Annotated in this window: 24 protein-coding genes; 10 read left to right on the forward strand and 14 right to left on the reverse strand. The window is 68.5% G+C overall.

Translation table 11 applies throughout. From position 1 onward, the window contains the following. Positions 1 to 53: 53 nt before the first annotated feature. A complete protein-coding gene (locus ACLM5J_RS15910) occupies positions 54 to 974 on the reverse strand; it encodes a tetratricopeptide repeat protein (RefSeq protein ID WP_413657449.1) in 921 nt (306 codons plus the stop codon). A gap of 67 nt (positions 975 to 1,041) precedes the next feature. Here ACLM5J_RS15910 and ACLM5J_RS15915 point away from each other — a divergent pair, with 67 nt between their 5' ends. Both ACLM5J_RS15915 and ACLM5J_RS15920 read left to right on the forward strand, forming a co-directional pair. After that, positions 1,042 to 1,851, forward strand: a complete 810-nt coding sequence (locus tag ACLM5J_RS15915; RefSeq protein WP_413657450.1) for an SDR family NAD(P)-dependent oxidoreductase — start codon at positions 1,042 to 1,044, stop codon at positions 1,849 to 1,851. Further along, positions 1,848 to 2,900: a serine/threonine-protein kinase gene (locus ACLM5J_RS15920; RefSeq protein WP_413657451.1), complete on the forward strand. Its 1,053-nt coding sequence runs from the start codon at positions 1,848 to 1,850 to the stop codon at positions 2,898 to 2,900. Before ACLM5J_RS15915 ends, ACLM5J_RS15920 begins: the two co-directional genes overlap by 4 nt. Before the next feature lie 10 nt (positions 2,901 to 2,910). Here the strand turns inward: ACLM5J_RS15920 and ACLM5J_RS15925 are convergent, their stop codons facing one another. From ACLM5J_RS15925 to ACLM5J_RS15950, 6 genes are all read right to left on the reverse strand, one after another. Then, positions 2,911 to 4,131, reverse strand: a complete 1,221-nt coding sequence (locus ACLM5J_RS15925) for a hypothetical protein (protein ID WP_413657452.1) — start codon at positions 4,129 to 4,131, stop codon at positions 2,911 to 2,913. Positions 4,132 to 4,133: 2 nt separating this feature from the next. After that, positions 4,134 to 4,622, reverse strand: a complete 489-nt coding sequence (locus ACLM5J_RS15930) for a MarR family winged helix-turn-helix transcriptional regulator (protein ID WP_413657453.1) — start codon at positions 4,620 to 4,622, stop codon at positions 4,134 to 4,136. Between the two features lie 11 nt (positions 4,623 to 4,633). Continuing rightward, a complete protein-coding gene (locus ACLM5J_RS15935) occupies positions 4,634 to 5,155 on the reverse strand; it encodes a PH domain-containing protein (protein WP_413657454.1) in 522 nt (173 codons plus the stop codon). Between the two features lie 6 nt (positions 5,156 to 5,161). Continuing rightward, positions 5,162 to 5,332, reverse strand: a complete 171-nt coding sequence (locus ACLM5J_RS15940; protein ID WP_413657455.1) for a hypothetical protein — start codon at positions 5,330 to 5,332, stop codon at positions 5,162 to 5,164. A 114-nt stretch (positions 5,333 to 5,446) separates the two neighbouring features. Continuing rightward, positions 5,447 to 6,403 (reverse strand): methylmalonyl Co-A mutase-associated GTPase MeaB, encoded by a 957-nt coding sequence (gene meaB, locus ACLM5J_RS15945; RefSeq protein WP_413657456.1) that lies wholly within the window; start codon positions 6,401 to 6,403, stop codon positions 5,447 to 5,449. A 24-nt stretch (positions 6,404 to 6,427) separates the two neighbouring features. After that, entirely contained in the window at positions 6,428 to 7,615 is a 1,188-nt protein-coding gene (locus ACLM5J_RS15950; RefSeq protein WP_413657457.1) for an acetyl-CoA C-acetyltransferase, read from the reverse strand. Positions 7,616 to 7,777: 162 nt separating this feature from the next. Between ACLM5J_RS15950 and mce the strand changes: the two genes are divergently transcribed. The 3 genes from mce (at position 7,778) to ACLM5J_RS15965 (ending at position 11,076) form a co-directional block, all read left to right on the forward strand. Continuing rightward, the gene (gene mce, locus ACLM5J_RS15955) at positions 7,778 to 8,227 is read left to right on the forward strand and encodes a methylmalonyl-CoA epimerase (protein WP_413657458.1); all 450 of its coding nucleotides are present in this window, start codon (positions 7,778 to 7,780) and stop codon (positions 8,225 to 8,227) included. A 175-nt stretch (positions 8,228 to 8,402) separates the two neighbouring features. Continuing rightward, positions 8,403 to 9,743 (forward strand): crotonyl-CoA carboxylase/reductase, encoded by a 1,341-nt coding sequence (gene ccrA / locus ACLM5J_RS15960; RefSeq protein ID WP_413657459.1) that lies wholly within the window; start codon positions 8,403 to 8,405, stop codon positions 9,741 to 9,743. Between the two features lie 127 nt (positions 9,744 to 9,870). Beyond that, on the forward strand, positions 9,871 to 11,076 hold the full coding sequence (locus ACLM5J_RS15965) for a hypothetical protein (RefSeq protein ID WP_413657460.1): 1,206 nt from the start codon (positions 9,871 to 9,873) through the stop codon (positions 11,074 to 11,076). Positions 11,077 to 11,145: 69 nt separating this feature from the next. Here ACLM5J_RS15965 and ACLM5J_RS15970 read toward each other — a convergent pair whose 3' ends face one another. The 5 genes from ACLM5J_RS15970 to ACLM5J_RS15990 all read right to left on the reverse strand — a co-directional run bounded on the left by ACLM5J_RS15970 (position 11,146) and on the right by ACLM5J_RS15990 (position 15,752). Next, positions 11,146 to 12,321 (reverse strand): hypothetical protein, encoded by a 1,176-nt coding sequence (locus ACLM5J_RS15970; protein ID WP_413657461.1) that lies wholly within the window; start codon positions 12,319 to 12,321, stop codon positions 11,146 to 11,148. After that, positions 12,314 to 12,823 (reverse strand): SigE family RNA polymerase sigma factor, encoded by a 510-nt coding sequence (locus ACLM5J_RS15975; protein ID WP_413657462.1) that lies wholly within the window; start codon positions 12,821 to 12,823, stop codon positions 12,314 to 12,316. Before ACLM5J_RS15975 ends, ACLM5J_RS15970 begins: the two co-directional genes overlap by 8 nt. Positions 12,824 to 12,830: 7 nt before the next feature. Then, on the reverse strand, positions 12,831 to 13,637 hold the full coding sequence (locus tag ACLM5J_RS15980) for an alpha/beta fold hydrolase (RefSeq protein WP_413657463.1): 807 nt from the start codon (positions 13,635 to 13,637) through the stop codon (positions 12,831 to 12,833). 48 nt (positions 13,638 to 13,685) lie between these two features. Then, positions 13,686 to 14,456: an endo alpha-1,4 polygalactosaminidase gene (locus ACLM5J_RS15985; protein WP_413657464.1), complete on the reverse strand. Its 771-nt coding sequence runs from the start codon at positions 14,454 to 14,456 to the stop codon at positions 13,686 to 13,688. 75 nt (positions 14,457 to 14,531) lie between these two features. Next, positions 14,532 to 15,752 carry a 3-hydroxyacyl-CoA dehydrogenase NAD-binding domain-containing protein gene (locus ACLM5J_RS15990; RefSeq protein WP_413657465.1) on the reverse strand — a complete coding sequence of 407 codons (1,221 nt, stop codon included), beginning with the start codon at positions 15,750 to 15,752 and terminating at the stop codon, positions 14,532 to 14,534. 100 nt (positions 15,753 to 15,852) lie between these two features. On the opposite strand from ACLM5J_RS15990, the gene nucS reads away from it, so the two are divergent. From nucS to katG, 5 genes are all read left to right on the forward strand, one after another. Then, on the forward strand, positions 15,853 to 16,551 hold the full coding sequence (gene nucS / locus ACLM5J_RS15995) for an endonuclease NucS (RefSeq protein ID WP_413657466.1): 699 nt from the start codon (positions 15,853 to 15,855) through the stop codon (positions 16,549 to 16,551). Between the two features lie 77 nt (positions 16,552 to 16,628). After that, the gene (locus tag ACLM5J_RS16000; protein WP_413657467.1) at positions 16,629 to 16,886 is read left to right on the forward strand and encodes a hypothetical protein; all 258 of its coding nucleotides are present in this window, start codon (positions 16,629 to 16,631) and stop codon (positions 16,884 to 16,886) included. A gap of 124 nt (positions 16,887 to 17,010) precedes the next feature. Continuing rightward, complete coding sequence (locus tag ACLM5J_RS16005) at positions 17,011 to 17,583, forward strand: DUF952 domain-containing protein (RefSeq protein WP_413657468.1); 573 nt, start codon at positions 17,011 to 17,013, stop codon at positions 17,581 to 17,583. A 92-nt stretch (positions 17,584 to 17,675) separates the two neighbouring features. Next, positions 17,676 to 18,074 (forward strand): Fur family transcriptional regulator, encoded by a 399-nt coding sequence (locus ACLM5J_RS16010; protein WP_413657558.1) that lies wholly within the window; start codon positions 17,676 to 17,678, stop codon positions 18,072 to 18,074. Positions 18,075 to 18,180: 106 nt separating this feature from the next. Further along, a complete protein-coding gene (gene katG / locus ACLM5J_RS16015) occupies positions 18,181 to 20,313 on the forward strand; it encodes a catalase/peroxidase HPI (protein WP_413657559.1) in 2,133 nt (710 codons plus the stop codon). Between the two features lie 78 nt (positions 20,314 to 20,391). Here katG and ACLM5J_RS16020 read toward each other — a convergent pair whose 3' ends face one another. Beyond that, entirely contained in the window at positions 20,392 to 21,303 is a 912-nt protein-coding gene (locus ACLM5J_RS16020) for an FAD-dependent oxidoreductase (protein ID WP_413657469.1), read from the reverse strand. A gap of 13 nt (positions 21,304 to 21,316) precedes the next feature. Next, positions 21,317 to 21,841 carry a ferritin gene (locus tag ACLM5J_RS16025; protein WP_413657470.1) on the reverse strand — a complete coding sequence of 175 codons (525 nt, stop codon included), beginning with the start codon at positions 21,839 to 21,841 and terminating at the stop codon, positions 21,317 to 21,319. Between the last annotated feature and the right edge of the window lie 26 nt (positions 21,842 to 21,867).

The following is a 21,867-nucleotide window of genomic DNA, read 5'->3' on the forward strand; positions in this document are numbered from 1 at the left end:
CGGTAGTTCGCTGTCGCTGGGTGACAGTGAACTACCGCTATCTGAGTGCGGGCTCAGAAGAGCGCGGAGGCCAGGTTGCTGCGGCCCCGGATCACCCGCGGGTCGTCGTTGCCGACAGCGGCGAAGAGGCCGAGCAGGTGGGTGCGGGCCTTGTCCCGATCGTCGCCGAAGACCCGGCGGATCAGGTCGACGAGACGGTTGAAGGCGTCCTCGACGTGGCCGCCGAGCATGTCCAGGTCGGCGACCAGGGTCTGCGCGTCGACGTCGTTGGGGTTGTTGGCAGCCGCTGCGCGGGCCTCGTTGAGGTCGACCCCGGTGGTCCGGAGCAGCACCTTGGCCATCGCCAGGCCGGCCGCTGCCTCGGCGTCGGCCGGGTTGGCGTCGACCAGCTTCTGGTACTCGGCGACCGCGCGCTCGATGTCGCCGTCGCCGAGGGCGTCCTGGGCCGCGGCGTAGCGCGGGTCGACCGGGGCCTCTTCGCCCTCGGCCACCTCTGCCTGGCGCGGCTGGTGGCGCCCGGTGATGCCCTGGGCGGTCAGCTGCTGGGCGAGCTGGGTGAAGAGCGCACGCAGCTCGTCGAGCGAGATCGGACCCGGCATCGGCTGCGTGGCCGGCCGTCCGTCCAACAGCACCAGCATCAGCGGCACCTGCGGGATCTGCATCGCTTGGGCGATCGCCGGCACGGCGTCGACGTTGACGACGGCTGCCAGGAAACGGCCCTCGTGCTCGGCCACCGCGGTGACCACGTCGTCGGCCATCTGGGTGCTGGCCGGGGACTGCACCGGCGAGTGGAAGACCAGGACCACGGGAGCGGTCCGGGAAGACTCAAGGACGGTCTGGAAGTTCTGCTCGGTGACGTCGACCGCGTAGGCCGACGTGACGCCGCCACCGGACGGCGCCGCACCGGCGGCACCCGGCGCGGAGAGGCCGGAGAGGTCGATGGCGCCCGGGCGGGAGAACGGCTGCTGGCTCATAGGTCCCATCATTCCCGATGGCGCGAGGGCGAGTCGACCAGGGCGGCATTGGGCGAGTTCTGGCATGATGGCGCGGACGTATGACCCCGCCCACAGCAGGCGGGCGGGGGTGGCAAGGAGCTTCTCGGTGGGCGCAACAACGTTCGATTTCCATGAACGACAGGTCTTGGTCACCGGTGGAACCCGTGGCCTAGGACGTGCGGTGGCTCTCGCCTTCGCACGGGCTGGTGCCGAGGTGACCATCACCGGTACCGAGTCACTGGCCTCCGCCTACGACCGCGGCCTCCGCCATCTGCGCTACGCCCGCCTGGATCTCACCGACCCGGACTCGATCGACCGGATCGCCGGGGAACAGAGCTCCCTGGACATCCTGGTCCACGCCGCAGGTGCCCGGGTGCCGCGCACCTCGGATGCCCAGGAACGCGAGTTCGTCGACCACTCCGTCCGGCTCGGCCTGGTCGGCCCGGAGCAGCTGACCCACCGGCTCCGCCGTCAGCTGGCACAGAGCCCGATGCGCGGCGGTGCCGCGGTGATCAACACCCACCAGTTCGGCCGATGGCTGGCCCTGGCCCACGGACCCCAACAGGCGCACACCGAGCTGGTCGCGGCGACGACCCGGATGGCCCGGCGTTTCGGGAGCGACGGGATCCGGGTCAACTGTGTCGCCTCCGCAGTTCCGATCCCCCGGCCCGCGAGCGCCCAGGCCGCGGCCGGGGACGGCGCCACCGTGCTGACCAGGGTCCACACCCAGCGCACCGGAACCACCCAGGACCTGGCCACCTCGGTGCTCTTCCTCGGCAGCCAGGCGTCTGCTTTCGTGACCGGTCAGACCCTGGTCGTGAACGCCACCCCGACCGGCGGTGCACGGCGGGCATGAACGACTACTTCGCGGGACGCTTCGAGCTCCTCGAGCCGATCGCGAGCGGTGGCATGGGCACCGTGTGGCGGATCCGTGACGCCCACGACGGGCAGGTCAAGGCCGCCAAGATCCTGCAACAGTCGGACGCCGGCTCGTTGCTCCGCTTCATGCGCGAGCAGTCGATGCGGATCGACCACCACCACGTGGTGACGCCCCAGTCCTGGGCCGGAATGGACGACCGGGTGCTGTTCACCATGCCGATCGTGCGCGGTGGGTCGGTGGCCGATCTGCTGCGCAGCCACGGGGCTCTGCCCGTGCGCTGGGTTGCGGAGCTGACCGACCAGCTGTTGCAGGCACTCGAAGCCGTCCACGGGGCGGGCATCGTGCACCGCGACGTGAAGCCCGCCAACCTGCTGCTCGAGCCGACCGGCACCGGCCGGCCCCACCTGCGGCTCACCGACTTCGGGATCGCCGCACCCGTCGACGAGCCCCGGATGACCCGCGCCTCGATGGCGATCGGCACCCCCGGTTACATGGCGCCCGAACAGTGGCACGGCGCCGACCCCGATCCGCGCGCCGATCTCTACGCCGTCGCAGCGGTGGCGATCGAGATGCTGACGGGGCAGCGGCCGCCTGCTGAGCCGGCCCCGCCGCAGCCGGCCGCCCAGGCGACCGACACTCCCGAGGCCCAGCTGATCGAACTGCTGCGCCCCGCTCTCGCGGCCGCGCCCGCCGATCGACCGGCGACGGCTGGGGAGCTGCGCGCCGCGCTCGCTACCAGTGGACTCCTGAACCTGCCACCGGAGCCCGGCGAGGCGATCGCCGTCACCGACCGGTTCGGCGCCGGCCACGAACAGCCGACCCACGTGCCGTCGACGAGCGCGCAGATGCCCTACGGCCCCGCGCCCACCCGACTCGACGGTGCTGCCGCCACCCGGGTGGAGCGGCACCACACCATGCCCATGCCTGCGTCCTCGCGCTCGGCCGGAGACCGCACACTCACCTCAGGGCTGCTGCTGCTTCTCGTCGGTGTGGCCGCGCTGGTCGGCGCCGTCCTGCTCTGGTGACCCGAGCGCGCTAGCCCCGCCAGATCAGTCGGCTGCCGCCGAGGGCGACACAGAGCACTCCGACGAGCCCCAGCCCGACAGCGGCCCAACGCCGCGTCGACGTCCAAGACCCGTCCACACTCTCGGCAGCAGCGTTGGTGGCACCCGACGGGTCGGTTGCCCAGGTGTCGGGACCGATCAGGAACGGCCGGTCACCGCCCCGATAGGTCGGTACCCCGCTCCGCTTCCCGTTCGCTCCGACCCGCAGCCGGTAGCTGATCTGTACCGGCTCGGCGTCGGCCGCCGCACCGGAGAGACTGACCACCACCCAGTATCGCCCTGGCAGATAGGGAAGGTCGCTGGTGAAGCGGTTCCGGTAACCGACCGGCGCCAACCCTGCGGTGACCGTTGTCGACGTGTCGCTCGAGAGCGACTCGGCAGGGTCGCCGTCAGCGAGCCCGTCATCAATCGGCACACCTAAGGGAGAGAGCAGGTCGACGGTCAGCTCTGGGCCGGAGAAACCCGTGTCGATCTTCTGCTCCGCCATCGAGGCGGTAGTCGCCTCGACGTCGAGGCCCTCTCCCCAATCGAGGTCGACCGGGACGTACTGAACCTCACCCTGACGGATCTCACGGGTCGTCGACCCGTCGGGAGCTGCGAAGGAGGGATCGACGTCGGGCGGCTCGGGCAGGCTGCCGCGCTCGGGGTCGAGATGCTCCTGCTGATCGGCCAGGCGTTGTTCCTCGACCACCTTGATCCGGATCGGCAACGGGTCGAGATCGCCGGTCGAGCCGCCCCGGCTGACCACGATCCGAAGGCCCTCGCGTTGGTTCACGCAGTCGTCGCTGCTGCCCTGCTTCCCGATCAGCACGGTCGCGCCGAAAACCCGCTCGGGACCGTTGCTGCTGTACGGCGAACTCGCGCTGGCCGAGCCACAGCTGACATCGCCGGCGAAGGTCTCGATGGTGATGCTGTCCCCTGCGCCGGCCGCCGCGAAGGCTGCGAAGTGGACGGTGGTGTTCTCCTCGACCCGGTCATAGGCGAAGAAATGACCCTCATCCGACGGCGCGAGCTCATCGCTCCAGAGTCCGGCGGTGAGCCTGGTCGGGTCCCGATGATCGGTACTTCCAGAGATCCGCTCGGCGGCAGCCGCGAACGGCCCGTCGCTGGCCGCGTCAGCGTGGGCGAGGCCTGCCAGCGCGACGGCGGAGAGCGCCAGAGCCGCGAGTCCGCCCCCGAGACGGTCGATCATGCTCAGTAGTCCCCCGCCGCCCGGCGGACCGGACGTAGCAGCTCAGAGAGCTGGACCAGCCGGTCCTCGTCCAGCGCCTCCAAGGCGAAGTCGATCTCCAGCAGCGCCTTGGTCGCCGACTCGACGATCGCCCGACCAGACGGGGTGATCTCGGCCAGCACCGCGCGCCCGTCGTCCGGGTGCGGGACCCGCTCCACATGCCCCTGCGCGACCAACCGAGCCACGATCGAGGTGACCGAGGTGGGGTGCACCTGGAGCCGTTCGCCCATCTTGCCCAAGGGCAACGAGCCACGGGAGGAGAAGCTGAGCAGGACCAGCGCCTCGTAGCGGGCGAAGGTCAGCCCGAGCGGCTTGAGCGCCGTGTCGAGGCGGCCCTGGATCAACTGTTGGACGCGCATCAGCGAGGTGACCGCATGCATCGCCGGGACGCCGTCCCAACGCAGTCCCCACTGCCGGGCAGCCTCATCGATGGGATCGAAAGGCAGGGCCATCTATGCCTCCTTCAGTTGACCTTCGGTCCACGCAGACCGGAACGCTGAACGACTCGCTGGATGGCGAGGTCACGCTCGTCCGGCCGAGCCACGTAACGGATGTCGCGCAGGCCTTGCTCCTGGGCTGCGGACTCGAAGACGAAGTGCCCGAACCCCAGGATCCGGCCGTGGAACGGTTTGACCACGGTAATGTCCAGGATCCGGCTCAGCGGCATGGTGGCGTGCTGTTGAGACAGCACCCCGTGCACCCGGAAGACCCGCATGTTGGTGATCACGAACCGATCCCGGTGGACGGCCAACGTGCGCCAGACGGCGTGGCCCAGCAGGAGAGCCATCACCACCAGCACGAACCACCCCAGCTTGATGTTCACGAACGGGACCGCGACCAGCAACGCGACGGCAGCGATCACCTCGACCACCGGCAGGATGTACATCACCCAGTGATGCATCACCTCGTCGACGATCACTTCCCCCTCATCACGCAGCAGGTGCTTGCGGATGTTGGGGTCCGACAGTGACCGGACAAGACCCATCGGCGCTCAGGAAAGCTCGTTGATGAAGCGGATCGTCGCGTCGAAGAACTGAGTCGCCAGGTCCCAACCGCCGCTCATCGCGGAGCTGGAGAGATCGGCCAACCCGGACGGGTCCTTGAACATGTAGAAGCCGAGGAACACCACCACGACGAGCAGCACGCCCTTCTTGGCGTCCATGTCAGTCTCCATTCCTCTTGGCTTTGCGCACGGCAGGTACGCACAGTACGGGGCCATTTCTAGCCCATCCTGTACCTGGAGTGAGGGAGGCGCGCCCTAGTACCGGCAGCGAGCCTAGGTCGCCAGCAGCTGATCAGCTGCGGCGTACGGATCGAGTTCTCGGTCGGCGACGTCGCCGGCCAGGCTGTCCAGCAGCGACGCCTCCCGGAGCTGCGCCCATCGGGCGCGCAACGTCGCCACCGCGATCGCCTCGACCTCCTCACGGGCCCGCCGCCGCCGTCGCGCCACAAGCTCCCCCGAGCTCTGCAGCCACGCGGCGTGTTCATCCAGCGCGGCTACCACCTCCACGACTCCCCCGCCGTCCTGGGCGGTGGTCATCAGGACCGGCCGCTGCCACGCGCCTTCGGCACGTGCCGACAGCGCGAGGGCACCACGCAGCTCGCGGCGGACCGTGTGCGCACCCTCGCGATCCGCCTTGTTGACCACGTAGAGATCGCCGATCTCCAGGATCCCTGCCTTCGCCGCTTGGATACCGTCGCCCATCCCCGGCGCCAGCAATACGATGGTCGAGTCGGCGAGACCGGCCACCTCGACCTCGCTCTGACCTACCCCGACGGTCTCCACCAGAACCACGTCGAACCCGGCGGCGTCGAGCACCCGGATCGCCTGCGGCGTCGACCACGACAGACCACCCAGATGACCTCGCGAGGCCATCGACCGGATGAAGACGTCCCGGTCCAGGACGTGCTCCGACATCCGGATCCGGTCGCCGAGCAACGCCCCGCCGGAGAACGGCGAGGACGGGTCGACGGCGAGCACCGCGACCCGCTTGCCCTGGGCCCGCAGCGCGGTGACCAAGGCACTGGTCGAGGTGGACTTACCGACGCCAGGCGCACCGGTGATGCCGACCACCCGAGCGTGGCCGGTATGCGGAATCAGCGCCTGAGTAACCTCACGCAGCAGCGGCGAGGCCTCCTCGACCAGAGAGATCAGGCGACCGATCGACCGCGGGTCCCCCGAGCGGGCCTTCTCGACCAACTCGGGGACCGCGATCGTGAAGCGGCGGTTCATCTTGACGCGTCGCTCCGGTTCAGCTCAGGCCTTGGGCACGCGGATGATCAGCGCGTCACCCTGACCGCCGCCACCACAGAGCGCGGCAGCACCGGTGCCGCCACCGCGGCGCTTCAGTTCAAGGGCCAGGTGCAGCACGATCCGGGCACCGGACATACCGACCGGGTGACCGATCGCGATCGCGCCACCGTTGACGTTGACCTTGTCCGCGTCGATGCCGAGTTCGCGGGTGGACTGGATGCCCACGGCGGCGAAGGCCTCGTTGAGCTCGAACAGGTCGATGTCGGAGACGGAGATGCCCTCCTTCTCGACAGCCTTCTGGATCGCACGGGCCGGCTGCAACTGCAGGGTGGAGTCCGGGCCGGCCACCTGGCCGGAGGCACCGATCTCGGCGAGCCACTCCAGACCGAGCTCCTCGGCCTTGGCCTTGCTCATCACGACGACAGCGCAGGCACCGTCAGAGATCTGCGACGACGAAGCGGCGGTGATGGTGCCGTCCTTGGCGAAGGCAGGACGCAGTCCGGCCAGCGACTCGGCAGTGGTGTCGCCACGGACGCCCTCGTCGGCAGCGACCGTGACGTCGCCACGACGGCTCGGGATCACGACGGGCACGATCTCCTCGTCGAAGAGGCCGTTCTTCTGCGCGGCAGCGGCCAGCTGGTGGCTGCGGGCGGAGAACTCGTCCTGCTCCTCGCGGGTCAGCGCGGCACCGGTCTGGTTGTACTGCTCGGTCAGGTTGCCCATCGCCTGCTGGGTGAACTGGTCATAGAGAGCGTCGTAGGCCATCGAGTCGACGAGCGTGGTGTCGCCGTACTTGAAGCCCGACCGCGACTTCGGCAGCAGGTGCGGAGCGTTGGTCATCGACTCCATGCCGCCGGCCACGATGATCTCGTGCTCACCGGCGCGGATCATCTGGTCGGCCAGCGCGATGGCGTTGATGCCGGAGAGGCAGACCTTGTTGATGGTCAGCGCGGGCACATCCATCGGCACGCCACCCTTGACCGCTGCCTGACGCGCGGTGATCTGGCCGGCGCCGGCCTGGATGACCTGACCCATGATCACGTACTCAACAGCTTCACCGGAGATTCCGGCCTTCTCCAGAGCACCCTTGATGGCGATACCGCCGAGGTCTGCTCCCGAGAGATCCTTGAGGCCGCCGAGCAGACGACCCACGGGCGTACGGGCCCCAGCAACAATGACGGATCCGGACATGGTTCCTCCTGTGAACAAGCACGATGAACAAGCACGATGTGTGGATGATGCCGAGAGTACCCACCGGTTAGCGTTCATTAGCAAGAAGTCCGCGATGACGAGTTGTGTCGAACAGATCACACTCACTCGCGCGCCTGCACGGCGCACGCGACGATGTGCCCCATGACTTCACCGCTTTCCGTGCCTGAACACCTCTTCATCGCGATCGACCACGTCGGGATCGCTGTTCCCGACCTCGATGTGGCCATCGCCTTCTACCGCGACAACTTCAACATGACCGTGCGTCACGAAGAGGTGAACGAGGCCCAAGGCGTTCGCGAGGCGATGGTCGGCGTCGGCGAGACCGACTCCTGCATCCAGCTGCTCGCTCCCCTCAACGACGAGTCGACGATCGCCAAGTTCATCGACCGCAGTGGCCCCGGCCTGCAGCAGCTCGCCTACCGGGTCGTCGACATCGACGCCGTCTCGGCCGTGCTCCGCGACCGTGGCCTGCGGCTGCTCTACGACGAGCCGCGCCGCGGTACCGCCAACTCGCGGATCAACTTCATCCACCCCAAGGACGCCGGCGGCGTCCTGGTCGAGCTCGTCGAGCCCGCAAACGCTGCTCACTGACACCAGGCGAGACGGCATCTCGCATACCGGTCATACGTTCCGGTAGCAATTTCACGCGTCACGCCCCAGAAATACCAGGGGCGTGACGCGGAACACGTCCCACTGAGCCGTCACTGCGACTACATTCTCCGGTTATCAGACGTTAACAACGCCGATCTGGTCCAGGAGGATCACCGTGCAGCACATTCTCGATGCGATCACCGCCGAGGACGCGACCACTCAGGACTTCGCAGCCCTCGACCTCCCCGAGTCCTACCGGGCCGTCACGGTGCACAAGGACGAGGTCGACATGTTCGAGGGCATGTCGTCGAAGGAGAAGGACCCCCGCAAGTCCCTGCACCTCGACGAGGTGGCCATGCCGGAGCTCGGCCCCGGCGAGGCGATCGTGGCCGTGATGGCCTCCGCGATCAACTACAACACCGTGTGGACCTCGATCTTCGAGCCGGTCTCCACCTTCGGCTTCCTCGAGCGCTACGGCCGCGAGTCCGACCTCGGCGCCCGACACGACCTGCCCTACCACGTGGTGGGCTCCGACCTCTCCGGCGTGGTCCTCGCCGTCGGCGCAGGCGTCACCAAGTGGAAGCCGGGCGACCGCGTCGTCGCGCACTGCCTCTCGGTCGAGCTCGAGGCTCCCGACGGCCACAACGACACGATGCTCGACCCGTCCCAGCGGATCTGGGGCTTCGAGACCAACTTCGGCGGCCTCGCCGACGTGGCGATGGTCAAGGCCAACCAGCTGATGCCCAAGCCTGAGCACCTGACCTGGGAAGAGGCCGCCTCCCCCGGTCTGGTCAACTGCACCGCCTACCGCCAGCTCGTCTCCGCCAACGGCGGCAACATGAAGCAGGGCGACAACGTGCTGATCTGGGGCGCCTCCGGTGGTCTCGGCGGCTTCGCCACCCAGTACGCCCTCAACGGTGGCGCGAACCCGATCTGCGTGGTCTCCAACGAGGAGAAGGCCCAGATCGTCCGCAGCATGGGTGCGGAGAAGGTGATCAACCGCTCCGAGCTGGACTTCAAGTTCTGGAACGACGAAGGCACCAAGCAGAACCCCAAGGAGTGGCAGCGCCTCGGCAAGGCGATCCGTGAGCTGACCGGCGGCGAAGACATCGACATCGTCTTCGAGCACCCGGGCCGCGAAACGTTCGGCGCCTCGGTCTACGTCACCCGCAAGGGCGGCACGATCACCACCTGCGCCTCGACCTCGGGCTACATGCACGAGTACGACAACCGCTACCTGTGGATGAACCTCAAGAAGATCATCTCCAGCCACTTCGCCAACTACCGCGAGTCGTGGGAGGCCAACCGCCTCATCGCCCAGGGCAAGATCCACCCGACCCTGTCGCGGACCTACCGTCTCGAGGAGACCGGCCAGGCCGCTCTCGACGTGCACCACAACAAGCACCAGGGCAAGGTCGGCGTCCTGGCGCTGGCCCCGGAAGAGGGCCTCGGTGTCCGCAACCCGGAGATGCGCGAGGAGCACCTCGAGGCGATCAACCGCTTCCGCGGCGTCTGATCCTTCGCATACTGCTGATTTCACACCCCGGTTCGCGATTCAATCGCGAGCCGGGGTGTCTCCGCTTTCGTGCATCCGACACACTTGACCCATTGCCTGACCGACGAACTAAGGAAGCCGAGCCAACATGAGTGACGAAGGACTGTCCATCTTCGACAAAGAGGCCTCGGGCTCGAAGCCGGTGGGTCCTGAGGATCGCACTCAGGTGATCCCGGCGGTGAAGCCGAACGCAGCGACCCCGGCCCGCCCGCCGGCTACCCCGGCCGCTCAGCCGGCCGCCCGCCCGGCAGCGAATCCGGCCGCAGCACCCGCAGCGCCCCGGCCCGCAGCGGCGGGTCCCGGCGTCCCCAACCTTCCGCTGGTGCGCCGTGGCGGCTACGACAAGGACGCCGTCGACGCCACCCTCCACCAACTGCTCACCGAGAAGGGCGGCCTCGGCAAGAGCCTCGGCCTCTCCGAGCAGCGCGTGATCGAACTGGAGAAGCAGGTCGCGGCCCTCAACGAGAAGTTGCAGGCGAGCGACAAGCCCACCTACGCCAGCCTCGGTGGACGTGCCAACGAGCTGCTCCGCCTCGCCGAGGAGGAGGCCGACGACATCCGGATGGCCGCGGCCCGAACCGCCGCCGAGATCCGTGACCAGGCCGAGCGCGACGCGAAGACGATCCGTGCCGAGGCGTCGCGCGAGGCCGAGGACATGCGGAGCGTCCAGCTCGCGGAGCTCGACGAGCAGCGCGCCCGGATGTTGGGCGAGGCACAGCAGGAGATCAAGATCGCTCAGGCCCAGGCCGCCGATCTGATCGCCGCAGCCAAGCGCGAGTCCGACCAGCTGCGCCTCGCCACCCAGCAGGAGACCAACGACCTGCGGGTGACCACGCAGCGTGAGGCCGAAAAGGCCCGCGCCGCCGCCGACCGCGAGGTCCAGGAGGCCCGGCGCACCCTGGCCGTGGAGAAGGAGCGGCTCGCCAAGGAGGCGGCGGACTACCACGCCAGCGCCACCAACGAGACCAAGCGGCTGGTCGACGAGGCCGAGCAGCGGGCCACCGCTGCGGAGGAGCGTGCCGCTGAGGCGAACACCCAGGCCACCACGGTCCGCCAGCAGGCGCAGACCGAGGCCGACTCCAGCCTCGCCCGAGCCCGTCGCGAGGCCGAGCAGATCGTCACCGCGGCCCGTAGCCAGGCGGAGGCGATCAACACCACCGGCATCGCCGAGGCGGAGAAGGAGCTGGCCGGCATCCGCGCGGAGGTCGAGCAGATGACCAAGCGCCGTGACGCGATCGCTGCCCAACTGGGTGCCCTGCGGGACGTGGTCGCCGGGTTCTCGGCCGGCGAGTGACCTCACCCTGACGCGAAGCACAGAACGCGCCCACTGCCTCCTGGCGGTGGGCGCGTTCTGCTGTGGTCGTCAGCCCTGCGGACCGATGAACGACTCCAGGAGCGCGCCCTTGCCGCCGCTCGGACCGTAGACCGTCGCGGGGATGCTCGCCACCGCCCAGGGACGCACCATCGCCGGCGTCAGCTTCGAGGTCACCAGGTTCGCCAGCCCCCGGGCGCCGACATCGACTCCGGCACAGTCGCCCGCCAGGTGGACCACGTCACGGCGCAGGACGGCACCAGTGTCGTCGAGCAACTCAAGCACCACCCACTCGCTCTCGGCGACGTCGAGCCTCGGGCACTGGTCGCGCGCCTGTTCACGGCCGCGCAGCGCGTCCAGGTACCGTCGAGTCGCGGAATCTCCCACCTCGATGGCGGTACTGAGCTGTGGCTCGGCCACGGTTTCGGGCCGGGACCTGTCCACCCGATAGGCGCACACCCGCATCGTGGCGATCTCCCGCCCAGCAGCCGACGGCGCCGGCCAGGGCTCCCGGTCCTGGTCGACCGTCGGAGCGCACGGCGTCTCCGCTCGGGCCGATTCGAGGACCCGCTCGCGCAACCCGGCATCCGTACTCCCTACGGTCAACTTCACGCCGTCGACCACCACGGTCTGCTGCACGAAGCCGCCGTCGAACCGCACGGTGCCTTCCCCGACGCCCGCATCGAACCAGAGGTAGGGCGCAGGTGGCGTGAACTCAGCGCCGTCCTGATAACCCTGGCAGGCATCCGTCAGCATGATCGGCCGGCCCACATAGCCGCCGGCGTCCCGCTGTTCCCAGTCGCGCTCGCCGTCGGCACGGACCATCGCCGACGGCGCGCAGGCGGCCAGCGAACCGGGACTGAGTTCGAAGGGTGCGCCCCCGAAACCCCATGAATCCGGCACCTCGACCGCAACACTCCTCCAGTACTCGGTACGCCAGCCCGGGTCGCTGCCGCCCGGCGTAGCCACCGGGTCGGCCGCGCGGTCCGCTGCCGGCGACCTTCCCTCGTCCGCCCGTTGGCCGAGCGCCAGTCCACCACCGACCAGGAGGGCAACCGCGGCCGCGGCGAGCAACGGGGTTCGCCACCTCCGTCGGCCCGCGCCCGGTCGGATTCCAGCCAGCCGGGGCGCCGCCGTCAGGTCGACGCGCTCCGCGTTGGCGTGAAGGCCGCGGCGCAGCACCTCCTCGACGTCGCGGGTCTTCTCGTCATTGTTCCGCTCACCCATCGTCGCCACCTCGTTCGAGTTCGCTCCGCAACCGGGCGAGCGCCCGATGCAGGTGAGACCGGACCGTCGCCTCTGCGCAGTCGAGGATCCGCGCGATCTCCGCGGTGTCGTAGTCCTCGTAGTAGCGCAGCACCACCGCCGCACGCTGTTGCCGCGGCAGAGTGCTGCAGACCCGCCAGACCAGGTCGCGTTCGACGACACCGGCATCCACCCCGGCGATCGCAGTCGCTCCCGGCGCCCGGACGTCGGCCGCCGGCGACTGCCACCGCCCGAACCTGCGCCATGCCGAGACGTGGGCGTTGGCGATCATCCGACGCACGTAGGCGTCGACCTCGTCGCGGCCACCGATCCTGTCCCAATCGGCGCAGGCCTTCGCCAGCGCGGTCTGCAAAGCGTCTTCTGCCTCGTGCTGCGACCCGGTGACCAACCAGGCGAAGCGCAACAAGGCACTCACCCGTGAGGCGACCCACTCCTCGAAGGTGAGGGTCGTGTCCAGTTCCATGCCCTACTCACGCCGGAGCAGGGCCCTGCGTTGCAGGTGAGTCGAGAAATCTTCGCAGGATGCCGATGAAGATCTCGGGCTGCTCCGAATGGACCCAGTGTCCGGCCTCCTTGACCGTGACCCGGCGGACCCGCGGGAACCAGTGCTGCATGACGCCGGCGTACTCATCAACGACGTAGGCCGAGCGGGCGCCGCCGACCCAGAGCGTCGGGCCCGGATAGGGCTCAACGCCTTCGAGGGCAGCCGTGGGCCAACCGGTGACCTGGTGTAGTTCGTCGCCGAGGAGCTGCAGATTCGGCTGCCAGCGCCAACTGTCGCCGTCGCGACGCAGGTTCTGGAGCAGGAAGCTCCGGACCGTCGGGTGGGGCACGCTCGGGATCAGCGCCTCGTCGGCCTGCGCCCGGGTACTGAGCGCGCCGAGGTCGAGGGCCTGCATGCCCGAGATGTAGCCGGCGAACTCGCTGCCACTCGGGTAGTCGACCGGCGCGATGTCCACGATCACCAACCGCTCCACCAGGTGCGGGTGCCGCAGCGCCAGCAGCATCGCGATCTTGCCGCCCATCGAATGGCCGACCAGTGCGACCGGCTCCGCGGCGTCCAGCAGCTCGGCGACCTGGTCGGCCGCCTGCACCAGATCGAGATGCTCGGTCCACGCCGAACGACCGTGGTTGGGCATATCCACCAGAGTGACCCGATAGGAGTCGGCGAGCGCCTTGGCGATCGTCGTCCAGTTCTTACCCTGGCCGAAGAGGCCGTGGCAGAACACCACCCGCGGACCTGACTCCCCCAGCGTGGTGTGGTGTAGCACTGGCACTTCCTTACCTCGGGCGAACGCTGTCTCCGAGCCTATCGAGCCCGGCGCTCAGCACCACGCGCGACGCCCGTCGGCAGCCAGCGCACGGTCCCGCAGCACGATCGCCAACCGGTCCCCGTAGGCGGCGCAGCTCCGCTCGAAGTCGCGACGTCGATACTCGATAACCAGGACCGCCCGGCCATAGTGCCGGACGTAGGCACCGCACTCGTCGTACCGTCCACACTGCTCACTGACGGCGAAGTCGAAGCCGACCTTGCGACCGTCGAACTCCGACCAGTTCTTCTGCCCGACCGACAGCCCCACACGGTGCGCACGGGTCACCAGCATCCGGGCGAACCGCTTGGCCTGTCGGGGCGCGATCAGACCTCGGCTGCGACTGAAGGAGTCCAGGTTGTCGAACTCGACGGCGTCGAAGCCGCGCCGAGCGCAACCGTCGATCCAACGCCCCACGATCCGGGCCAGGGCGCGCCGTTTGGCCGGCGTCCGGATGTCGAGCAACTGCTCGCCCCAGGCACTGTCCACCACCGGTCGGCCCTGGCGTCGCAGGATCAGCCGGGGGTGCTTGCGCCAGAGCACCTTCTCATCGGGCTGCGTCTGGAAACCGTTGACGTAGCAGATGTTCCAGGCCCCGGCAGCCGGCCGCGCCCGCCGATCGCGGGCCACGATGCCGACGTTGTCGGCCGGTTCGGAGGCGCCACCCAACTGGTAGTCGAGGTCGACGTCGACCGGCGGCAGCGAACGGTCGGCCGCGGCGATTCCGGCGTTCCCGATCCCTAGACACAGCACAGCAACGATCAGGACAGCAAACCTCTTCACCATGTCCTCAGTATCGGCCGGAGCAGGGAACAACAAAGCCCCACCACGCAGTTGGTGGTGGGGCCTTGTCAGCTTCGATCAGGCGTAGCTGTGGAAGCCGGCCTTCGTCTTGCGGCCGAGGCGGCCTTCGGCGACGACCTGCTCAAGAAGCGCGGCGGGTGCGAAGCCCGGCTCCTTGAACTCGGCGAACAGCTCCTTCTGGATCGCCAGCGACACGTCGTTGCCGACGACGTCGAGCAGCGCGAAGGGACCCATCGGGTGACCGGTGTTGGCCTTGATCGCGTCATCGATCTCGACCAGACCGGCGCCCGCCTCGTGCAGCGTGATGGCATCGTTGAGGTACGGGAAGAGCAGCGCGTTGACGATGAAACCGGCGCGGTCCCCACACGAGACCGCAACCTTGCCCACCTTGGCACTCAGTGCGCGCACCGTCTCGTCGACCTCGGGCGAGGTCAGGGTGGTGGTGACCACCTCGACCAGCTTCATCACCGCGGCCGGGTTGAAGAAGTGCATCCCGATCACGAACTCGGGGCGCGACGTGCTCGAAGCCAGCTCGGTGATCGGCAGCGACGAGGTGGTGGTGGTCAGGATCGCACCGGGCTTGCAGATCCGGTCGAGGTCGGCGAACAGATCCAGCTTGAGCTGCAGGTCCTCAGCGATCGCCTCGACGACGATGTCCGCGTCCGCGAGCGCCTCGCGCTGGGTGGCACCGGTCAGCCGCGCCAGCACGGCGTCCTTCCCAGCGGCGTCCTGCTTGCCCTTCTCGATCGCCTTGTCCAGCGCCTTGGTGATCCCAGCAACGACGCCGTCCAACTTGTCGGCGGAACGACCGACGAAGACCACGTCGTAGCCGGCCTGGGCGAAGACCTGAACGATGCCGGAGGCCATGGTGCCGGTACCCACGACGCCGACGGTGCGGATCTCGTGGCGCAGCGCAGGAGCGTCGTCGGCCGAGGGGGTCTCGGCGTCCGCGACGACGGCTCCGTCAGCCCAGGTGTGGAAGCCGCGACCGGACGCCGCCCCGAGCCGACCTTCGGCGACCAGCTTCTGCAACAGATCGGCAGGCTTGTGCAGGTTGTCGCCGGTCTCGGCGAAGCGGGCCGCCAGGGCGTCGCGGACGACGTCCAGACCCAGCTCATCGAGCACGGTCAGCGGACCCGCCGCGTAGCCACAGCCGAAGCGCATGGCGGCGTCGATGTCATCGCGCGAGGCGTAGCCGGCCTCGTACATACGCACAGCGTGGTTGAGATACGGCAGAACCAAGGTGCTGGTGATCTGCTCGGGTGTGGTCTGAGTCATGCGCGAAAGGATCGCACGTTTGTTAACAGTTAGTAACTATGATCTGGGCCACTTGACCAGTTCACCCCGACCAATTCGAGGGCAGGTAGGCTCCGGGTCCGTGAGACTCGTTGTGGCGCGCTGCCAGATTGACTACGCCGGCCGCCTGTCGGCCCACCTTCCGATGGCCCCACGAGTACTGATGCTCAAGGCCGATGGATCCGTGCTGGTGCACAGCGACGGCGGCTCCTACAAGCCGTTGAACTGGATGTCGCCGCCGTGCACGGTGCAGGAGGGCGTCACCGAGGACGGCCAGATCGAGTGGGTCGTCACCGCCCGTGCACCGAAGGGGCAGACACCGGATACCCTGCGCATCCTGCTCGACGAGATCCACCACGACAGCCAACACGAACTGGGCATCGACCCCGGCCTGCAGAAGGACGGGGTGGAGAAACACCTCCAGGAGTTGCTGGCCGAGCATCCGGGAACCATCACCCCGGGCCTGACCCTGGTCCGGCGCGAGTTCCCGACGGCGATCGGCCCCGTCGACCTGATGTGCCGCGACGACGGCGGCCAGTCCGTGGCGGTGGAGATCAAGCGGCGCGGCGAGATCGACGGTGTGGAGCAACTCACCCGGTACCTCGAACTGCTCAACCGCGACCCCCTGCTCACCGCCAAGGGCCCGGTCCGCGGCATCTTCGCCGCGCAACTGATCAAGCCCCAGGCGCGCACGCTCGCCGAGGATCGCGGCATCCAGTGCGTCGTCGTCGACTACGACGCTCTGCGCGGCCTGGACAACGCGGACGACCGACTGTTCTGAGGGTCGGCGCGATCACTTCTCCACAGATCCGATCCGCACCCCTGACAATCCGTCGAACCCGACGTAGCGTGACAGCCATGACCTCGGATCCCGCCATGAGCCTGCGCGTCGCTCGCCTCGAGAATGACACGCACTCGCTCTACGAGATGGTGGGCGAGGTGCAGACCACCCTCGCCGACCACACCCGGCGCCTGGACGGGATCGATACTCGACTCGACGGGATCGACGGCCGACTCGACGGGATCGACACTCGACTCGACCACATGGATGGCCGCTTCGACAGCGTCGACACCGTCCTCGCCGAGATCCTGCGCCGACTCCCCGAACCCTCCTGATCTGGCCCCTCGGGGCCCGTTCGCCTATCGGGCACGCGCTGCGCCGCACCTGGGTACGATCGGCGGCAGCCATGATGACGCCTCGACTTCGCCCCACCTCGCCTACTCCGGCCCGGAGGCAACGTTGCTGATCTTCCACATTGCAGAGAAGGCCCGGTGGGAGGCAGCCGAACTTGCCGGCTCTTACGCGTGGTCGACGCTCGGGCGCACCCTGGACGACGAAGGATTCCTGCACGCCTCGCGCGCCGACCAGGTCGCCGGCGTTCTCGGCCGTTTCTACCGCGGGCATCAGGGCGAGCTCGTCCTGCTCACCATCGACACCGACCTGCTGAGCTCCCCCTGGCGCGAGGATCAGGTGGGCGACGATACCTACCCGCACATCTACGGCCCACTCAACCCGAGCGCGGTCACCGACGTTCAACCAGTGACCGCCGACCCCGCTCCTGCAACCGGGACCGCGGCCGCCGCGGGGTCACCTCGACCACCACGCACCCTCCTTCAGCTCTGGCTCTCCGAGTTCCTGTTCCGGATCGCGATGGCGGTCTTCGTGATGGCAGTCGCCACGGCGGCCGGCGTCGCGGTTGCCGCGGGCTACCGCGAAAGCTGGGGCCTGGCTGGAATGATCGCCGGAGCGGCGCTGGCCCTCGCTCTGGTGGTCCCGCTCGCCCGGCGCCGGTCCGCCCGCGCGAACCGCTAGGGTTTTCCTGAACCACTCCAGTTCTTTTCTTGACTCTTTCAAGAAAAGAGGGCAGGATTCACCACGTGGCAACAGACGTGGAACTGCAAGAGATGCTTCGCGAGGTCGGCCTGCGGGTCACCAAGCCGCGAGTCGCAGTACTCGACGCCGTACACACGCATCCGCACGCCGACACCGAGACCTTGATCGGCGCCGTGCGCGCCTCACTACCCGAGGTCTCACACCAAGCTGTCTACGACTCGCTCCACACGTTGGCCGGCTCCGGTCTGCTCCGCAAGATCCAGCCCTCCGGCTCGGTCGCTCGCTACGAATCCCGAGTCGGTGACAACCACCACCACATCGTCTGCCGCAGCTGCGGCGCGATCGCAGATGTCGATTGCGCCCTCGGCGACGCCCCCTGCCTGACCGCCTCCGACGACCACGGCTTCGCCATCGATGAGGCCGAGGTCATCTATTGGGGCCGCTGCCCCAACTGTCAGACCGCAAGTTGATCCCCACCATCACACCCGCAGAACCGAAGGGATTTCCGTGTCCGAGAAGAACGACGCCGAGCTCGCCGACCTCAACCAGGAAGGCGCTGCTGGAGGCTGCCCCGTGATGCACGGCCAGCCGCTCCCCGCGCAGAGCGACTCCAACAAGGTCTGGTGGCCGAACCAGCTCAACCTGAAGATCCTGGCCAAGAACCCCACCGTCGGTAACCCGCACGACGAGGGCTTCAACTACGGCGCCGAGTTCGAGAGCCTCGACCTGGCCGCCGTCAAGGCCGACATCGCCGCTGTGATGACCGACTCCCAGGACTGGTGGCCGGCCGACTTCGGTCACTACGGCGGCCTCATGCTCCGGATGGCGTGGCACGCCTCCGGCACCTACCGTTCGGGCGACGGCCGAGGCGGCGCCGGTCACGGTCAGCACCGCTTCGCTCCGCAGAACTCCTGGCCGGACAACGGCAACCTGGACAAGGCCCGCCGCCTGCTGTGGCCGGTCAAGAAGAAGTACGGCCAGAAGCTCTCGTGGGGCGACCTGATGATCCTCGCCGGCAACGTCGCGCTCGAGGACATGGGCTTCCCGACCTTCGGCTTCGGCGGCGGACGCCCCGACGTCTACGAGGCGGACGCCGACGTCTACTGGGGTCCCGAGACCGAGTGGCTCGACGAGAAGCGTTACACCGGCGAGCGCGACCTCGACGACCCGCTGGCCGCCGTCCAGATGGGCCTGATCTACGTCAACCCGGAAGGCCCCAACGGCAACCCGGACCCGCTGGCCTCCGCCATCGACATCCGCGAGACCTTCCGCCGGATGGGCATGGACGACGAGGAGACCGTCGCCCTGATCGCCGGTGGTCACACCTTCGGTAAGACCCACGGTGCTGGCGACGCAGCGCTCGTCGGCCCCGAGCCCGAGGCTGCACCGATCGAGCAGCAGGGCCTGGGCTGGAAGTCGACCCACGCTTCCGGCAAGGGGATCGACGCGATCACCTCGGGCTTGGAGGTCACCTGGACCTACCACCCGACCCGCTGGGACAACGAGTTCTTCCACATCCTGTTCGCCTACGAGTGGGAGCTCTTCCACTCGCCGGCCGGCGCCCAGCAGTGGCGCCCGGTCAACAACGGCGGCGCGGACCTGGTCCCCGAGGCGTTCGGCGAGGGCAAGCGCGAGCCGCGCATGCTCACCTCCGACCTGGCGCTGCGCTACGACCCGATCTACGCGGAGATCTCGAAGCGCTTCAAGGACGACCAGGACGCCTTCGCTGACGCGTTCGGTCGGGCTTGGTTCAAGCTGACCCACCGCGACATGGGCCCGAAGAGCCGCTACTTCGGCGTCGAGGTTCCGGCCGAGGACCTGATCTGGCAGGACCCGCTCCCCGCCCAGGTCGGCGAGCTGATCAACGACGGCGACGTCGCCACCCTGAAGCAGAAGATCGTGGCCAGCGGCCTCACCGTCTCCGAGCTGGTCGCCACCGCTTGGGCGTCGGCTGCCAGCTACCGCGGCTCCGACAAGCGCGGTGGTGCCAACGGTGCGCGGATCCGTCTGGAGCCCCAGAAGAGCTGGGCTGCCAACAACCCGGAGCGCACCGCCAAGGTGATCGCTGCGCTGGAGCAGATCAAGGCTGAGTTCGACACCGAGGCCAAGCAGGTCTCGCTGGCCGACCTCATCGTCCTCGCCGGCGGCGTCGGCGTGGAGCAGGCAGCGGCCGCTGCCGGTAGCGCGGTCACCGTGCCGTTCACCGGCGGCCGTACCGACGCCACCCAGGAGCAGACCGACGTCGAGTCGTTCGACTTCCTGGAGCCCCGCTACGACGGTTTCCGCAACTACCTGTCCAAGAAGAGCAAGGCAGCCACCGAGTACCTGCTCCTCGACCGGGCGAACCTGCTCACCGTCAGCGCCCCGGAGATGACCGTGCTGATCGCCGGTCTGCGTGTCCTCGACACCAACTTCGACGGCTCGAAGACCGGCGTCTTCACCGCGCGCCCCGGCGAGCTGACCCAGGACTTCCTGGTCAACCTGCTGGAGCACCAGGAGTGGACCGCCACCGACGCGACCGAGGAGCTCTTCACCTCGTCCAACGGCTGGACCGCTTCGCGGGTCGACCTGATCCTCGGCTCGAACTCGGAGCTGCGTGCCCTCGCTGAGGTCTACGCCGCCGACGACGCCAAGGAGAAGTTCGTCAACGACTTCGTCGCCGCGTGGGTCAAGGTCATGGAGCTGGACCGCTTCGACCTGAAGCGCTGATCAGCGTCTAGCTCAACGCTCGAGCCCCTGCCGTGTTCACGGCAGGGGCTCGAGCCGTCTCTGAGCCGCACGCCGCCGTCAGCGGAGCTGGGAGACCACCTCGTCGGCGACGCCCCACGAGAGTGTCACGCCGGCACCACCCAAGCCGTAGCAGTGCACGACGTGCCCTTGGCGCTCCACCCGAACCGCGGGTCGTCCAGGGCGCAGACCCACCTTGTGCCGGAGAACCCGGGCCTCGGCCACCTCGGGCACCAGCCGCTCGGCACGTTGCAGGATGGAGCGGGCGGTCTCGGGCGAGGGAGTGCGACTCCACTCCCCCTCGACGTCGGTGCCGCCGATGATCACCTCGCTACCCCGCGGCACGACGTAGGTCGGTCCCGCCGAGTCCAGCCACCAGCGGTCCAGGCCGAACTGCTCGACGACGACCACCTGCCCCTGGACCGGGAGCACCGAAGGGTCGGCAGCAAGGTGCCGGGCGCCGAGCCCCGAGCAGTTGACGACGGCGTCCGCGCCGTCGGGAAGGTGGCTGAGGTTGTCGCGGGTTACCGTTCCGCCGAGCGACTCCACCCGGGTCCGTAGCCAGGCCAGGTAGACCGGCATGTCGATCACCGGGGCCACGAAGCTCCACCCGTCTGCGAATCCGCGAGTCGGCTCGACCCGTTCCAGCTCGGGCACGGCGGAGCGCCACCACGGATCGGCCGCGGTCGTGCTCAGCAGCTCGGTGCCGGGGAGCAGCCGGACCCCGGCTTCGACGCCGGCGTCGTCAGCCACAGCCAGGTCGGCGAACCGTCGATAGCTGGCGGCGGCCCATGCCGTCACCTGCTCCTGAGGCCATGCCCGGTAGGGATACCAGAGCGCGGCGGCTACCGCACTGGTCGTCTCCAGTGGCAGGTCCCGCGCCAGGATGTCGACGCGGTGGCCCTCCTCAAGGAGCCGGACGGCACAGCTCAGCCCGATGACGCCGGCACCAACGATGATGATCCGGGCCATCGGGCGTCCTACCTCAGGCCCCGGCCTGCCGCGGCGCCATCGGGTCGTCGCCCCCGCTGCTCTGCTCGCGGGCGATGAAGTCCTCGATGTCCTCAATGTCGTCGACGTTGCGCTCGACGACGGTCAGCAGGTCGCTCATCGTGGCGACCTCCTCGACCTGCTCCTTGATGAACCAGGCCATGAACTGCTCCGAGGCGAAGTCGTTCTCCTCGCGAGCGGTGCGGAGCAGGGCGTTGATCTGCTCGGTGACCCGCTTCTCCTGCTCCAGCGCGAGCGCTACCGGCGCCACGACACCCTCGAAGCTACTGATCGGGCTCTCGACCCCCGGGATCTTCACCTCGCAGTCGGTGTCGAGCAGGTACTTGACCATCATCATCGCGTGGGCGCGCTCTTCCAGGGCCTGACCATAGAAGAAGGCAGCCATCTGCGGCATGGTCATCGCGTCGTAGTGGACGGCGCAGGCGAGGTACTGGTTGTGAGCGGCGAGCTCGTTGCCGATCTGATCGTTGAGCTGAGCAGCAAAACGGGCGGCGGTCACTGGGCCTCCTGGTTACCGAGAGGCGC

Source organism: Nocardioides sp. Bht2, from assembly GCF_047308515.1.
GTDB lineage: Bacteria > Actinomycetota > Actinomycetes > Propionibacteriales > Nocardioidaceae > Nocardioides.

Coding starts and splice junctions, on each gene's coding strand:
- ACLM5J_RS15910 (WP_413657449.1), bottom strand. CDS start 974: ATGAGCCAGCAGCCGTTCTCCCGCCCGGGCGCCATCGACCTCTCCGGC.
- ACLM5J_RS15915 (WP_413657450.1), top strand. CDS start 1,042: ATGGCGCGGACGTATGACCCCGCCCACAGCAGGCGGGCGGGGGTGGCA.
- ACLM5J_RS15920 (WP_413657451.1), top strand. CDS start 1,848: ATGAACGACTACTTCGCGGGACGCTTCGAGCTCCTCGAGCCGATCGCG.
- ACLM5J_RS15925 (WP_413657452.1), bottom strand. CDS start 4,131: ATGATCGACCGTCTCGGGGGCGGACTCGCGGCTCTGGCGCTCTCCGCC.
- ACLM5J_RS15930 (WP_413657453.1), bottom strand. CDS start 4,622: ATGGCCCTGCCTTTCGATCCCATCGATGAGGCTGCCCGGCAGTGGGGA.
- ACLM5J_RS15935 (WP_413657454.1), bottom strand. CDS start 5,155: ATGGGTCTTGTCCGGTCACTGTCGGACCCCAACATCCGCAAGCACCTG.
- ACLM5J_RS15940 (WP_413657455.1), bottom strand. CDS start 5,332: ATGGACGCCAAGAAGGGCGTGCTGCTCGTCGTGGTGGTGTTCCTCGGC.
- meaB (WP_413657456.1), bottom strand. CDS start 6,403: ATGAACCGCCGCTTCACGATCGCGGTCCCCGAGTTGGTCGAGAAGGCC.
- ACLM5J_RS15950 (WP_413657457.1), bottom strand. CDS start 7,615: ATGTCCGGATCCGTCATTGTTGCTGGGGCCCGTACGCCCGTGGGTCGT.
- mce (WP_413657458.1), top strand. CDS start 7,778: ATGACTTCACCGCTTTCCGTGCCTGAACACCTCTTCATCGCGATCGAC.
- ACLM5J_RS15965 (WP_413657460.1), top strand. CDS start 9,871: ATGAGTGACGAAGGACTGTCCATCTTCGACAAAGAGGCCTCGGGCTCG.
- ACLM5J_RS15970 (WP_413657461.1), bottom strand. CDS start 12,321: ATGGGTGAGCGGAACAATGACGAGAAGACCCGCGACGTCGAGGAGGTG.
- ACLM5J_RS15975 (WP_413657462.1), bottom strand. CDS start 12,823: ATGGAACTGGACACGACCCTCACCTTCGAGGAGTGGGTCGCCTCACGG.
- ACLM5J_RS15985 (WP_413657464.1), bottom strand. CDS start 14,456: ATGGTGAAGAGGTTTGCTGTCCTGATCGTTGCTGTGCTGTGTCTAGGG.
- ACLM5J_RS15990 (WP_413657465.1), bottom strand. CDS start 15,752: ATGACTCAGACCACACCCGAGCAGATCACCAGCACCTTGGTTCTGCCG.
- ACLM5J_RS16000 (WP_413657467.1), top strand. CDS start 16,629: ATGACCTCGGATCCCGCCATGAGCCTGCGCGTCGCTCGCCTCGAGAAT.
- ACLM5J_RS16010 (WP_413657558.1), top strand. CDS start 17,676: ATGCTTCGCGAGGTCGGCCTGCGGGTCACCAAGCCGCGAGTCGCAGTA.
- katG (WP_413657559.1), top strand. CDS start 18,181: ATGCACGGCCAGCCGCTCCCCGCGCAGAGCGACTCCAACAAGGTCTGG.
- ACLM5J_RS16020 (WP_413657469.1), bottom strand. CDS start 21,303: ATGGCCCGGATCATCATCGTTGGTGCCGGCGTCATCGGGCTGAGCTGT.